Origin of the sequence: Dyella acidiphila (assembly GCF_014863405.1) — a bacterium.
Classification (GTDB): domain Bacteria; phylum Pseudomonadota; class Gammaproteobacteria; order Xanthomonadales; family Rhodanobacteraceae; genus Dyella_B; species Dyella_B acidiphila.
On record NZ_JACZZA010000002.1, the window covers coordinates 43,241 to 58,278 of the forward strand.

Sequence of the window (15,038 nt, forward strand, 5' to 3'; positions counted from 1 at the left end):
CCCGCCACATGATGCACCTCTGCCGAGCAGCGCTAGCCAAACATCTCCGCAAGATTGCCCCCTCACCCCGACCCTCTCCCCACTGGGGAGAGGGAGTCAGAGTTTTCGTCACTGATGAACACCACCCGCTACACCCGCCTCTCCGGCCTCGAACCGCTGGTCATCACCCCCGATCTGCTGTTCGTCAACGTCGGCGAACGCACCAATGTCACCGGCTCGGCGCAGTTCAAGAAGCTGATCAAGGAAGACCGCTACGAAGAAGCGGTGGACGTTGCGCGCCAGCAGGTGGCCAATGGCGCGCAGATCATCGACGTAAACATGGACGAGGGCCTGATCGATTCGGAAGCGGCGATGACGCGCTTCCTCAACCTGATCGCCGCCGAGCCGGATATCGCGCGCGTGCCGGTGATGGTCGACTCCTCCAAATGGACTGTGATCGAAGCCGGCCTGCGCTGCCTGCAGGGCAAGGGCGTAGTCAATTCGATTTCGATGAAGGAAGGCGAAGAGCTGTTCCTGGAGCACGCGCGCAAGGTGCTCGAATACGGTGCGGCCGTGGTGGTGATGGCCTTCGACGAACAAGGCCAGGCCGATACCTGCGCGCGCAAAGTGGAAATCTGCTCGCGCGCCTACCAACTGCTGACCGAAGAACTGGACTTCCCGCCGGAAGACATCATCTTCGATCCCAATATTTTTGCCATCGCCACCGGCATCGAAGAACACAACAACTACGCAGTGGACTTTATCGAAGCCACCTGCGAGCTGAAAAAGCGCTTTCCGCTGAGCCATATTTCCGGCGGCGTATCCAACGTATCGTTCTCGTTCCGCGGCAACAACACGGTACGCGAGGCGATCCATTCGGTCTTCCTGTACCACGCCATCAAGGCCGGCATGGATATGGGCATCGTCAACGCCGGCGCCCTGATGATCTACGACGAGGTGCCGGCGGAACTGCGCGAGCGCGTCGAAGACGTGGTGCTCAACCGCCGCGCCGACGCCACCGAGCGCCTGCTGGAAGTCGCCGATAACTACAAGGCGAAGAAAGGCGAGGCGGTGGTGGAAAACCTGGCCTGGCGCGAAAAGCCGGTGCACGAGCGCATGGCACACGCGCTCGTGCATGGCATCGACCAGTTCGTCGAAGAAGACACCGAGGAAGCACGCCAGCTCGCCAAGCGCCCGCTGGAAGTGATCGAAGGCCCGTTGATGGCCGGCATGAACATCGTCGGCGACCTGTTCGGTGCCGGCAAGATGTTCCTGCCGCAGGTGGTGAAATCGGCCCGCGTGATGAAAAAGGCGGTGGCTTACTTGCTGCCGTATATCGAAGAGGAAAAGCTGCGCACCGGCGATGTCGGCAAGAACAACGGCACCATCGTCATGGCCACGGTCAAAGGCGATGTGCACGATATCGGCAAGAACATCGTCGGCGTGGTGCTCCGCTGCAACAACTTCGAGGTGATCGACCTGGGCGTGATGGTGCCGGCCCAGAAAATCCTGGAGAGCGCGCGCGAACACAAGGCCGACATCATCGGCCTGTCCGGCCTGATCACGCCATCGCTGGAAGAAATGAGCCATGTCGCGCGCGAAATGCAGCGACAGGATTTCCAGATTCCGCTGCTGATCGGCGGCGCCACCACTTCGCGCGCGCATACCGCACTGAAGATCGAACCGCATTACAAATCGCCCACCGTGTGGGTGAAAGATGCCTCGCGCGCGGTCGGCGTAGCGCAATCGCTGGTCAGCAAGGAACTGGTCGACCAGTTCATGTCCAAGATCCGCGCCGAATACGCGGATATCCGCGAACGCCATAAAAACCGCAGCACCACCAAAACCCTGGTGCCGCTGGAACACGCACGCAACCAGCGCTTCCGCGACGACTGGGCCAACTACCAACCGCCGCAGCCGAACCAACCCGGCATCACCGTGTTCGACAGCTATGACCTGGCGGAACTGCGCCAATACATCGACTGGACGCCGTTTTTCCAGGCCTGGGAACTGGCCGGGCGTTACCCTGCGATCCTGCAAGATGAAGTAGTCGGCGCACAGGCCACCGATCTGTTTGCCGATGCGCAGGCCATGCTCGACAAGATCATCGCCGAGCGCTGGCTCACCGCGCGCGGGGTGATCGGTTTCTGGCCGGCGCACAACGCAGGCGACGATATCGTGCTGCCCGCGCAGGACGGCCGTCAGGCCTATACCCTGCATCATCTGCGGCAGCAGGCCGAAAAGCCGGCCGAACGGCCCGACTTCTGCCTGTCCGACTTCGTCGCACCGAAAAATGCCGGCCAGCAGGATTGGGTGGGCGGCTTTGCCGTCACCGCCGGCATCGGCATCGAGCCGCACGTGGCACGCTTCGAAGCCGATCACGACGATTACTCCGCGATCCTGCTCAAGGCATTGGCCGACCGCCTGGCCGAAGCCTTTGCCGAGCGCATGCACGAACGCGTGCGACGCGAATTCTGGGGCTACCAGCCCGATGAAGCGCTGAACAACGAGGCTTTGATCGACGAGCAATACCACGGCATCCGCCCCGCCCCGGGCTATCCGGCCTGCCCGGATCACACCGAAAAGACGGCGCTGTTCGAACTGCTCGATGTCACCGGCAACACCGGCATCCAGCTCACCGACGGCTTCGCGATGTATCCGGCCGCAGCCGTGTCCGGCTGGTATTTCTCGCATCCCGGCAGCCAGTACTTCGTGGTCGGCCGCATTACTCGCGAGCAGGTCGACGATTACGCCAAGCGCAAAGGCTGGACGCGCGAAGAAACCGAACGGTGGCTGGCGCCGAATCTCGATTACGATCCGGAATAATCCAACCTGCGCATCCCGCCAGCCGTCATTTTCGCTTTCGCGGGAATGACGGTGGTGTGGAGCCTGGCGAGACCAAGGCAGTCCGCTTAATCAGCCCTCTTCATCCCCGGTAACGTTGTTCTTGCGGTGCCGCATATGCACCACCAGGTTGTAGACCGACACGAAAACCGGGAAGAAGTTGGAAAGAATGCCCACCGAATCGTTCTTGCCGAATACGAAGTAGGCCAGCAGCAGCGCGCTGCCCGTCACCGACATCCACCAGAACGAAAGCGGCATCACCACGCGCTTGTATTTGCGCGTGTAGTACAGCTGCACGAACCAGCGCCCGGTAAACATCAGCGTGCCCAGGAAACCGATGACCTTCCACGTCGTCAGATGAAAGTGCTGCAGGGACTGCAGGATATGGCCGAGATCAACGTGCATGGGGAAGGACTGCCTGGTCGGGGGAGCGGAGTATTTTAGCCGCCCTCCACTTGGGGCTGGCCAAGGGAACGCCCCGGGCCACCGGATGGTTGACCTCCCCCGGGCTTATCCGTATAGTTGCGCGTTCTCGGCGGGCGGTTAGCTCAGCGGTAGAGCACTGCCTTCACACGGCAGGTGTCACAAGTTCGATCCTTGTACCGCCCACCATCAAAATCAAATACATACGCTTTGTTCTAGCAATCCATAAAGCGTCAGTATGGAAAACCGCCCCCTGAGGGCGGTTTTTTTGTTTGGGATTCTGCTGGCCGCCAGGCATTCCACGCTGGCATGAAGCTCACGGATTGCGCTGAGTTTGAACATCGATTCCGGTAAGCGCCGAACACCTAGCTGACGCTGACCAGGTATGGACGGCATCCGGCAACCGGGAACCGGGAACCACCGGCTATTTTCTGCAAAGGCCCACTTCCGACCCAGCGCAGAAACACCAGATACCCAATAGGCAGGCGGCGTGATTGGCAAGAACACGCTTTTGGGGATCTCCCAGATGACATGGAGCAGCCGCCATTGCAATGTTGGTCGGCTCAATCATTGCAGCGACGCGCGGTGAAATCCCCCAGCACGACGCTCTCTTCAAAGAAGAGAGCGTCGTGGCGAGCTGTCATTGACTTACCAACGCATGCGGAAGCCGACGTTGGCATTCAAGCCATTCGAATCGCCAAACCGCGACAATCCGGTCTGTACCTGCACTTCGCCGTACACCGAGTAGCGGCCGCCAGCCCAGTCCAGCGCGCTGCCGAGGCCAAAGCTGCTCCACAAATGATCGTTGCGCGTGGTGAAGTCGGTACCGTCCACGCTCACCTGTGCGCCGTTCTTGAAGTTGTCGTACACGTTGATCAGCGCATAGACATGGGTAACGACTGGACCGGATATACCTTGCTGCACGGTACGGTAATCGAGGGTGGTGCCTGCGCGGGCGGTTCCGGTGTCGCCGTTCTGCTGGGTTACGCGTGCGCCGAATACATCGTTGAAGCCGTCGAACCACGCATTGCCGTAAGTCACCTGCGCCTGCGGCACCATCGACCAGCCATTGCCCAGACCCAGGCGCTGGCCTACTTCGATACCTGCCGCATAACCACTGCCCCTGTTGTTGTTTTCGAGCGTGCGCCCGAGCGTGGTGGAGCGCAGGTCGCTCTCGAACTGGAGCCAGCGCGCCTGGCCGTCCACATACAGGCCGCCATCGCCGTACCAGGTCAATGACGTGCCGACGCCGTAAGCGTCAGTGCTGATGCTGCCCTGGCCGTACGCCGAATTCACGCTGGAGTTGTCGCGCTCGTATTGCAGCGTGGCGCCGCCGACGAGTCGCCCATTGCCGCCGTCGGCCACGGTCGCATCCATGCCGACCTCGGTCTTCCAGTGCGAAATATCGTAGTCGCTGCCGCTGGTGGTGGTCTCCGGCTTGAAGCTCTGGTCGCCGCCTTGCGTGCGTACCCATACGCCTTCGCCGGGCTGCATGTCGCCAGTGCTTTGCCCATTGGCCCACTGCCGGTTACCGGTGCGCTCGAACAACGTGTCGAGCGTATTGGCCTGCTGCAGAATGCCCGCATAGGCCTCGTACAGCGGAACACCGGGTTGATACAGCGGCGGCGGCGGGTCATTGCTCTGCGTGGCCGATCCATTGGTCAAGGCCGAGCGCAGGTACCAGTCGCCGTCGGGCGTGTCGGCGCTGCCTTGATACAAGCGGTAGGCATATGCACCCGCGACCACCGCCTGCTGGCCCTGATACACGTAATTGCCCTGTAGGGCGAACGTGCCGTTGGAAGCACCCTGCACATCGATCAGCTTGATGCCCTCGCTGGTCTGCGCGCCGGCGCCACCGACGTTGGTCACGTGAACGGTCGTCGTGCCGGACGTATCGCCGGTGACTACCAGCATGTCGGTCGGCGAGTTGTCGCCACCGAGTGCGGTGTTGAAGTTCAGCGTACCGCCCTGACCGGTGTAGTTGCCATGCACCGTCAGCGTGGTGCCTGGCACGCTACCGAAATGAACCGTACCGGCGTTGGTGAGCGCCCCTACCTGTTGGGCGAAGCCGCCGAGATCCAGCGTGGCGCCGCTCTGTACGGTGGTGGCGGAGGAGGCATTGAATGCATTCGCCATGGCCGCGCTCAAGGTGCCGGCCGCCACCGTCGTGGCGCCGCCATAGCTCGATGCACCACCCAGCGTCAGCGTGCCCGTACCGGTCTTGGTAAGGCTGCCGGTACCGCCCATGCCACCGTTCAAGGTCAGCGTGGTGCCCGCATCCGTTTCGATGGTGGCGGCACCGCCCAGGCCGACGCTTCGGCTGCTCTGAAAGCTGGCCGTGGTATGCAGTGTGCCGGCGTCAATGGAAAGACTGCCGGCTGCCGCACCCAGATTCGCATCGCTCGATATCTGCAGCGTACCGGCGTGCACATCGGTGCCGCCGATGTAGGTATTGGCACCATCCAGCACCAACGTGCCGAGATCGTCCTTCACCAGCATGCCTGCGCCGTCGATGACCGAGTCGATTGTCGCGGTCATCGACGCGCCCGCACTGGTGCCATCGCCGACGCGGATGGTGAATGCGCTACCGGTGAGCCCCAGATCGCCGCCGACGATGCGGTAGCCATCGGCCTGGAATTGCAATCCCGAAGCGCTGATCGGTCCGTTGCTATTGTCCACCGTCACGGTACCGCCGGTACCGCCAAACACGGCGAATGCGCCATTGGAATAAGGCGCATTGAGCGAACCGGTGGCATCGGTCCAGTAGTCATTGTCGGTCAGGCGCCAAGTGCCGGTGCCGCCAGTGATCGCGCCATCGTTGGCGTGGCCGGGACCATCCCAGAAATTGAGCGTGAGCCCCGTGCTGTTCACCAGGTTCACCTGGTTGGCCAGTGAGGTTTGCACGAACACATCCGACGATGGCGACGTACCAATGTTCAGCCCATCGTCGGTCAGCGTGCCGTCATAGCTGAAAATGCGATACACGCCCGGGCCGAAACTGCCGCCTGCGGTAGCGGATACATCCAGCGTGCCGGCCAGCGTCAGGTTGCCATGCACCACGGTAAGGTCGTTGGATGCGCCACCCACGGTGCCGGCCTGACCAAGCTGATAATCGAGTGTCGCGTTCGCCCCCAGCGTCAGGTTGCCGTTGATGGTGAGCGTGCCGGCCGCGCCAGCGGCGGCACCAGGGCTCAACGTGCCGCCATTGGCGACATTCACATCGCCGCCGATGATGCCCGCGCCGCCGAGCGTGGCACCGCTTTGCACCGTGGTTGCGCCTGTCGCGGCGGTCTGATCGCCGTTGACCAGCAAGGTGCCGGCCTGCACGTTCGTGGCGCCGGCATAGCTGTTGGTGCCGGTAAGCACGGTGGAGCCGCTGCCGGCCTGGGTTACCGCACCGGAGCCGGAGATCGCTCCGCCGAAAGTTTGGACGTCCGAACGATTGAAGGCCAGCGTACCGTTGTCGGCGACATCGCCCACGATCGAGCCGCTGGTTCCGCCCTCGCCCAGCTGCAGTACACCGCCGGAGATGGTCGTGCCACCGGTATAGGTGTTGTCGCCTGCCAGCACCAGGGTGCCGAGATCCGACTTGGTCATGCCGCTGCTGCCGGTGAGCACGGAGGCGATCGTCGCGGTCATGCTGGCGCCAGCGGCCGTGCCGTCGCCGACGCGGATCAGCGGCGACGAACCGACCAGTGCAATCGAATCGCCTTCGATGCGGTAGCCGTCGGTGGCGAACTGCATGCCGACACTGTTGATCGCGCCCAGGCTCGCATCCACCGTAACCGTACCGGGTGCGGCGGCGAAAATGGCGAAGCTGCTGTCCTGGTACTGCGCGTTGATGCTGCCGTCCACCACGGTCCAGTTGTCGTTGCCGGCGGCGTTCTGCCACACGCCATTGCCGCCCTCCACGATGCCGTCTCCGCGCGCACCATTGCCGTCCCAGAAATTCACCGCCAGGCCATTGGTGTTGACCAGGTTTACCTGCTGCGCGATCGAGGTCTGCAGTTCGTAATCCGGCGTCGGCACCGTGCCAATATTCAAACCGTTGTCGGTCAGCGTGCCGCCGTAGCTGATGATGCGATAGATACCCGGATCGAAATTGCCGCCGGAAGACACGGACACATTGAGTGTGCCGTCGAGCGTCAGGTTGCCAGTCACCTGTACCAGATCGTTGAGCGGACCGCCGACGATATTCGCCTGGCCGAAATCGACATTGAGGTTGGACGTACCGCTCAAGGCAAGGCTGCCCTTGATGCTCAGCGTGCCCGGCGCCGTGCCCACATTGCCGGGACTGAGCGTGCCGCCGTCGGCCACGGTCACATCGCCGCCGATCGTGCCCATGCCGCCCAGCGTGCCGCCGCTGTCGACCGAAGTAAGGCCGGTTGCCGCCGACTGGTCGCCGTTGATGACCAGGCTGCCGGCACGTACGTCGGTCGAACCGGTATAGCTGTTGTTGCCGCTGAGCACGATAGTGCCGCTGCCCTGCTGCTCGACCGCGCCGATACCGGAGATTGTGCCGGCATAGGTGGATACATCGCTGCGGTCGAACACCACGGTGCCGTTGTTGGCAATGTCGCCGGCCACCGAACCGGCGCTGCCGCCGTTGCCAAGCTGCAGCGTGCCACCGCTCACGGTGGTGCCGCCGGTGTAGCTGTTGTCCGCGGCAAGCACCAAGCTACCGCCGTCGATCTTGGTCAGCGCGCCACTGCCGCTGATCAGGCCGTCGAGCTCCAGGTCATTTTGCGTATCGAAGGTGCCGCCGCCACTGCCCAAGGTGACGCCGCGCGCAGACGTTACGGCGGCGGTGTTCTGCAAGGTGCCGCCATTCAGCGCCAGCGCGCCGCTGGCGTCACCGAGATTGGTGTCGCTCGAAATGGAAACGGTGCCGCCGTTGATCGACGTGCCGCCTTGATAACTGTTGCTGCCGTCGAGCGTCAGCGTGCCCGCACTGGTTTTGGTCAGCGCACCAGCACCCCCGATTACGCCGCTGAGTTCGAGATCGGCCTGCGTATCGAAGGTGGCGCCACTCTGCCCGATTGTCACGCCACGCGCCGAGGTGATGGCCGCGGTATTGCGCAGCGTGCCGCCGTCGATGCTCAGTCCGCCGGACGCATCGCCGAGATTCGTGTCGCTGGAAATCTGCAAGGTGCCGGCGCTGATCGTGGTGCCGCCGGTGTACGTGTTGGCGCCTGCCAGTACCAGCGTGCCGAGGTCTTCCTTCTCCAGGCCGCCGGTGCCGATCAGCGGAGCGCTGATGGTGGCGGTCATGCTCGCGCCCGCGGCAGTGCCGTCACCCACGCGGATGATCGATGGACCACCGTTCAAGGTGATCGCATCGCCGGTGACGGTGTAGCCATTGACCGCAAACTGCATGCCCGAGCTGGTTACCGCACCGAGTGTATCGTCCACTGTCACCGTGCCCGGCGTACCCATGAAGATACCGAATTGGCCGTCCGTATACGGGGCGTTGTATTGCCCGGTCTGGTTGGTCCAGTTGTCGTTGCCGGTGCTGTTCTGCCACACACCGGTGCCGCCGTCGATGGCATTGTTGCCATGGCCGTTCGGGCCATCCCAGAAATTGAGCGTGAGGCCGCCGCTGTTGAGCAGGTTGACCTGGTTCGCCACTGCCGTCTGTACTTGGAACGGACCGCCCGGTGCGGTGCCGAGCGCGAGGCCCTGGTCGTTGAGCGTGCCGTCATAGCTGATGATGCGGTACAGGCCCGGGCCGAAACTGCCGCCAGGCGTGGCCGATACATTGAGCGTGCCGTCCAAGGTGAGATTGCCGTGCACCACGGTGAGATCGTTGAGCGCGCCGCCCGCCACGTTGGCCTGGCCAAACTGATAGTTGAGCGTGGAGCCGCTATTGAGTGTAAGGCTGCCGTTGATAGTCAGTGTGCCGGCCGCGCCGGCATCGCCCGGACTCAGCACGCCACCATTGGCGACCGTGACGTTGCCGCCGAGCGTGCCAGCGCCGCCGAGCATGGCGCCATTCTGCACCGTGGTGGCACCGGTCGCAGCGGACTGGTCGCCATCGACCAGCAAGGTGCCGGCCTGCACGTTCGTAGCGCCGGTATAGGTATTGGCATCGGTAAGCACGGTGGTGCCGCTGCCAAGCTGCGTAAAGCCGCCGCTGCCGGAGATCAGGTTGCCGAACGTATAGACGTCCGAACGATCGATCGCGAACGTACCGTTATCCGACACATCGCCGAGAATCGAACCACTTGCCGCGCCATTGCCCAACTGCAGCGTGCCCGCGGTGATCGAGGTACCGCCGGTGTAGGTATTAGCGGCGGTAAGCACAGTGGTGCCGGTGCCCGATTGCACGACATTGCCCGAGGAAATGGGACCGGCCGAGATAGTGCCATCCACTTCCAGCGTGTCGGAGCGATCGAACGCCAACGTGCCAGCCGCCACAATGATGCTGGCACTGGCGACCGAACCACTGGTGCCGCCGTTGCCCAGTTGCAGGATGCCGGCATTGACCACCGTATTGCCGGTATAGGTGTTGTTGCCTGTGAGCAGCCAGGTGCCCGCGTCGTTCTTGGCCAGTGTGGTGACACCGCCGGTGCCATCGATAATGGCGCCGCCCATCGTGTTGTTGCCGGTATTGGTGCCGCCAAGGCCAAGCGTGCGATTGCCGGCGCCGGAGGACGCAGCCGAATTGGTGTTGCTGAAGACGATGGCGCCGGTGCCGGACGAATCGATCACACTGGTACCCGCCGAGAGCGTGAACAGGCGATCCGTGGTGTCGCCTGTGCCGGTATAGAGCAACGTGGCGCCGTTGCCGATGATCAGGTTCGACGCCGCATTCGACGACGCGCCGAGGCTGCTCGCCTGCCCACCGTTGGCCAGGTGAGCCACCCCAAGCACGCCACCGGCGATGTTGGTGACGCCGGTGTAGCTGCTGGCGGCATTGTTCAGGATCCAAGTGCCAGTGCTGGTTTTGTTGAGCGAGGTCTTGCCGGTGCCGTTATCGGCAATCTGCAATGCAAGGCTGTTGTTGGCCGTGCTGGTACCAGTGATGGTCACCGTTTGCGCAGTATTGGCTGCGCCACTGAACGAAATGGCGCCCGTGTTGGTGAACGCAATCGCACCTGTACCGGAGGCGTCGAGCAGGCTGCTGCTCGGGCCGAGGGTGAACAGGCGATCGGTGCTTCCGCCCGTGCCGAGGTATTGCAGCCTGCCGCCATTTAATACGAGGTTCGCCGCGCTGTTGCTCGATGCGCCGATGGAACTTGCCTGCCCGCCGTTGGCCAGCGAGTTCACCGCGAGTGTGCCGCTATTGATGGTGGTCACCCCGGTGTACGTACTGGCAACGCCTGAAAAATAGTTGATGCCCGAGCCACCCTTGACGATATTGCCCGACCCTGAGATGGCGCCGGCAAAGTCGCCTGTATCCAAGTACGCGTTACCGGACGTGATCGTCAGCGTTGCACTGCCCAGATTGACGTTGCCGCCTGTCGTACCGCCACCTATAAGGGTGTACGCAGAAGTAGTGAAACTGTTTAGGTCGAGCAACGCTCCGGCCACGTTGGACAGGCTCAGAATGCCGCCACCGAAAGCATTATTGACACCCGCACGCAAGGTGCCGGCAGCGATGCTGGTACCGCCGGTATACGTATTGGCGTTGGTAAGAACCAGCGTGCCCGCACCCTGCTTGGTCAGGCCGCCTGCGCCCTGGATGGAACCACTGACGGTCAATGTCGTGGCTGCATTGCTGACACTGACGGTGCCGGCGCCGGTGAGCTGGATACCACGATCCGTGCTCACGGTGGCACCGGTGTACACGAGCGTGCCGTTGTTCATGGTGAGATTGGCCGGCGCGCTGCTGGAGGCGCCGATGCCGCTGTTCTGCCCGCCGTTCGCAAGGCAGTCGGTGCTCAACTGTCCGCCTTCGATGGTGGTCGGGCCGGTGTAGCTGTTGCCGCAGCCGTTCATCACCTGGGTGGCCAGGGCGGAAGTGGCGTCCATCGTGACGCCGCCGGTACCGCTGACGTTGCCGGTGAATGTGCCACTCCCATTCAATAGCAAGGTGCCGGTGCCCAGCGTGACATTGCCGGCGCCGGCGAGGCCACCCACCCACACCGAAAGGTTGTTCAGATCGAGGGTGGCGCCCGCGGCCACGGTGATCGAGCCCGCACCCGTACCGCCGGCCTGTCCGCCGAACGCTTGGGCAGAACCAGCCTGCAAGGTACCTGCATTGACGATGGTGCCGCCCGTATACGTGTTTGCGCCACTGAGCACCAGCGTGCCGGCGCCATTCTTGGTCAAGCCACCCGCACCGATGACCGTACCGCTATCGGTCAGCGTAGTTGCGGCCTGATCTACCGCGACCTGCCCGCCGCCAGTGCCCAGCGTGAAGCCGCGATCGGTCGTGTTGGTCGCGCCCGTATATTCCAACGCGCCGCCGCTCTGCAGCACCAGGTTGGACGGATCATTGGTGCCTGCGCCAATGCTGCTGGCCTGGCCGCCATCGGCCAGCACAGCGGCAGCCAGCGTGCCGCCGCTGACCGTGACCGGGCCAACGAAATCGTTCGTCGCGTTGGTAAGCGTCAACGTGCCGGTGCCGGTCTTGGTGAAGCCCGCATCGTCCGGACTGGTGACCTGTCCGCTGAAGGTGAGGTCCGACGTTCCGTCCACCTCGATCGTGCGCGACGTGCCGCCGTTGACCAGCGTGAAGCCGCGATCCGTGCTTGCGGTTGCGCCGGTGTAGCGCAGCGTGCCGTTCTCCAGCATCAGGTTGGAGGGATCGGCCGTCGACGCGCCAATCGCGCTCGCCTGCCCGCCATCGGCGACGCTATTGAAGTTGAGCGTACCGCCGCTCATCGTGGTGCCGCCGGTGTAGGTATTGGCGCCCGTGACCACCACGGAGCCGGTACCCGAGCCACCTACAGTGAAGCTGGTCGGCGTACCGCCGTCGGCGATCACCGAAGCGATGGTGAAGGTACCGGCGCTGTTCTGCTGCACACCGAGCGCGCCGCCCGGCCCGCCGCTCACCGAGCCGCCCTGGATGGTCTGGGTGGAACTGGCCACGGTAGACGTGACGAGGATGGTGCCGTCGATGCCCAGCGTATTGCCGGCGCCCACATTCACCGTGGACGCCGCGTTCGCCGTGTACTTGAGTCCACCCAGTACGAGACTGCCATTGACCGTGCCGAAGTAAGGCGTATTGGCATTGCCACCCGCGTCGCTGACGATGTCGCCGGCCAGCCACTGCGAAGCGTCATCCTTGTTCGCGTAGTTGGTGAATGCCGTGATGACGCCGCCGGAAACTTCCGCGTAGTCCGTGCCGTTCACCGTGGCCCAGCCGCCGAGTGCGCCGTCGGCTTGCGTGGTGGTAATGCTGGCGCCGGTATTGAAATCGAAATCGGCCAGACCACCGCTGCGATTGATGGCACCCAGGCTTAGCGTAAACGAACCGCCCGAGCCCGCCGTTGCCGTGATGCGGTTGTTGCCTGCCGTGACGTTCAAGCCGTTAAACGCTTGACTGTTGGCCGCCGCCGCACCCTTCAACGATAACGTGCCGCCGCCGAGGTTGAGCGTGGACGCACCACTGATGATGTTGCTCGCCGGTGCGGCCGCCACGCTGAAATCCAAGGCCAGCGTGCCGCCGCCGACAGTGGTGGCGCCGGTGTAGGTGTTGGCGCCGGTGAGCGTTTGCGTGCTCGCACCGAGCTTGGTGAGGCCGCCCGTGCCGCCGATGCTGCCCGCGTAGCTGGTGCTGCCCGAAGCCGACTTCAACGTAAGCGTGCTGCTGCCGAGATTGACCGCACCACCCGTGCCAGCCAGCGACGGCGCCGTGATGGCGACACTGTTGAGATCCAGCAAGCCGCCGTTGACCACCAGCCCGGTGGACGCGCCCAGCGTCGCACCCGCGCCAAGCCGCAGCGTGCCACTCTGCACGGTAGTGGTGCCGGCATAGGTATTGACGCCATCCAGCTCCCAGGTACCCGCGCCGCTCATCGAGACATTGCCCGTACCGGAGATCACGCCGGAAAACGTGCTCGTTCCGGTATAGCTGCCGGCGAGCGCCAGCGTGTCTCCGGCCGCACCGCCGGTCGTAAACGCGGTGGCACCGCTGAGCGCCAGCGCGCCCGTGCCGTCGTTGCTGATGGTGCCGACACCGTCGATGGTGAAGGGGCGATTGCTGCTGGAACCCGCGCCCGTATAGCTCAACGTACCGCTGCTGCTGATGCTTATGCCGGCCGCCGTGCCCGTGCCGAATGAGCTGGCCGTGCCCGTGTCGGCCAGCGCACCCGCCTTCACCGTGATGCCGATGATGCTGCTGCCACCGGTGTAGGTGTTGGCATTGCCCAGCGTGATGGTGCGCCCCGCCGAACCGTTGTACTCGAACAGGCGGCTGGAACTGGCGCTCAATACGCCCTGCAAGGCGATGTCGGCGCTGGCCGCCTGGAATATCAGGGCCGGGGTCCCGGTGCTGGTGCTGCCGATGTTGCCGGTCAGGGTCAGCGTGCCGGTGCCGTTGTTGACCAACGAGTTGCCAGAGGCGGCGGAGTTCTGGAACAGCCAGTCGCGATTGGAGGTGCTACCCGTGCCGGTGTAGGACAGGGTTCCCCAGGTAGCCGCGCCTGCCGCCACGGAGATCAGCCCATTGGCCTCCGTCGTTGGCGCACCGAGGGAGCTGGCCACGCCAAGATCGGCAACCGATGTGAAGGCATACGAGCCGCCACCGGCAAACGAGGTCGTCCCGGTGTAGTTGCTCGTGGCGTTGCTCATGGTCACGCCGGAGAAGATCTGAGCGCTGCCGGCGCCGGTGAATTGCGCCGATCCTACGCCGCCCCGCAGCGCCTCCGAACCGCTCGACAAGGTGACGACACGGCTGGATGCCAGCACCCCCGTGGAGGTCAGGCCCGTCCCCGCCGCCAGGGTGATGCTGTTGCTGGCATTGCCGAGCCCCGCATCCGTGCTGACGGCGAGCGTGCCGGCCGACACGTTGATAGCACCGGTGAAGGTGTTCGTGCCGGTGAGCGTCAATTGGCTGGCGCCGGTCTTGGTAAGACCCGCGCTTCCCGCGAGCACCGAGCTGATGGTCGCCACGCCAGCGGCAGAGATGGTTGGCGTGGTACCCGCCAAGGTGAGCGTGCTGCCGGTGAGCGTGTAGCCGGTAACGGTGAAATTCAGATTCTGCACGGTGATCGGCGTGCCCAGTGTCACTGTGCCCGCGGTGCCGGAGAACCACGCGTTATTGAGCGCGCTGTTGTCCCAGTTGACGAACGGCCCGGCGACACCGTCGCTGGCGCTGTTCCAGAACGGCAGAGACGTATTCCAGGTACCGGTGCCGCCGCTGCCGGCCGTTCCGCCGTTGACGTCCCAGTACAGGTCGGTGCTGGACAACGCCACCGGCGCATACAACATCGCCATCGCCACAAGAATGCCCAGGCGCAGCGGCGAGCCGATCGACGCATGCCGCGATGCAGGCCGCTGGTCTGTCGTCATCGCAGCGGAACGACCGCGTCCCTTGCCATGCCTGCCAGTGAGTTCGGAAGCTACCACCCATGCATGGAGTGCCGTGGACCACACGATGCGAAATACTCGGTTCATTGCTTACCCCTGTCGATACCAAAAACTGATGCGCTTGCACGCAACGGCGCACAACGCTGTTGTTCAGGCCGTTGTCGGCCCGATCGCTGGCGCGTGACGCGCCCTCAAATAAGAAATGTCGTGAGTCTCGCCGGCATGAATGCCGAGGCGAGATCGTCGCGAAGCTCATGACGAAATAGGCATGGCGGGGCGAGATTGTCGCGATGACCATGACCAGACATGCAAGG

General features: G+C 63.6%; 3 protein-coding genes and 1 tRNA gene. 2 read left to right on the forward strand and 2 right to left on the reverse strand.

Annotation, left to right across the window (positions count from 1 at the left end; translation table 11 throughout):
- The first annotated feature begins 114 nt into the window (after positions 1-114).
- Positions 115-2,805, forward strand: coding sequence for a methionine synthase (metH, locus tag IGX34_RS04705; RefSeq protein ID WP_192554547.1), 2,691 nt, complete (start codon positions 115-117; stop codon positions 2,803-2,805).
- 90 nt (positions 2,806-2,895) lie between these two features.
- Here the strand turns inward: metH and IGX34_RS04710 are convergent, their stop codons facing one another.
- Complete coding sequence (locus IGX34_RS04710) at positions 2,896-3,228, reverse strand: lipid-A-disaccharide synthase N-terminal domain-containing protein (RefSeq protein ID WP_192554548.1); 333 nt, start codon at positions 3,226-3,228, stop codon at positions 2,896-2,898.
- Positions 3,229-3,360: 132 nt separating this feature from the next.
- Here IGX34_RS04710 and IGX34_RS04715 point away from each other — a divergent pair.
- Positions 3,361-3,435: transfer RNA gene (locus IGX34_RS04715), tRNA-Val, on the forward strand.
- A gap of 459 nt (positions 3,436-3,894) precedes the next feature.
- On the opposite strand, the gene IGX34_RS04720 is transcribed toward IGX34_RS04715, so the two are convergent.
- Complete coding sequence (locus tag IGX34_RS04720; protein WP_192554549.1) at positions 3,895-14,811, reverse strand: autotransporter-associated beta strand repeat-containing protein; 10,917 nt, start codon at positions 14,809-14,811, stop codon at positions 3,895-3,897.
- Between the last annotated feature and the right edge of the window lie 227 nt (positions 14,812-15,038).

Coding starts and splice junctions, on each gene's coding strand:
- metH (WP_192554547.1), top strand. CDS start 115: ATGAACACCACCCGCTACACCCGCCTCTCCGGCCTCGAACCGCTGGTC.
- IGX34_RS04710 (WP_192554548.1), bottom strand. CDS start 3,228: ATGCACGTTGATCTCGGCCATATCCTGCAGTCCCTGCAGCACTTTCAT.
- IGX34_RS04720 (WP_192554549.1), bottom strand. CDS start 14,811: ATGAACCGAGTATTTCGCATCGTGTGGTCCACGGCACTCCATGCATGG.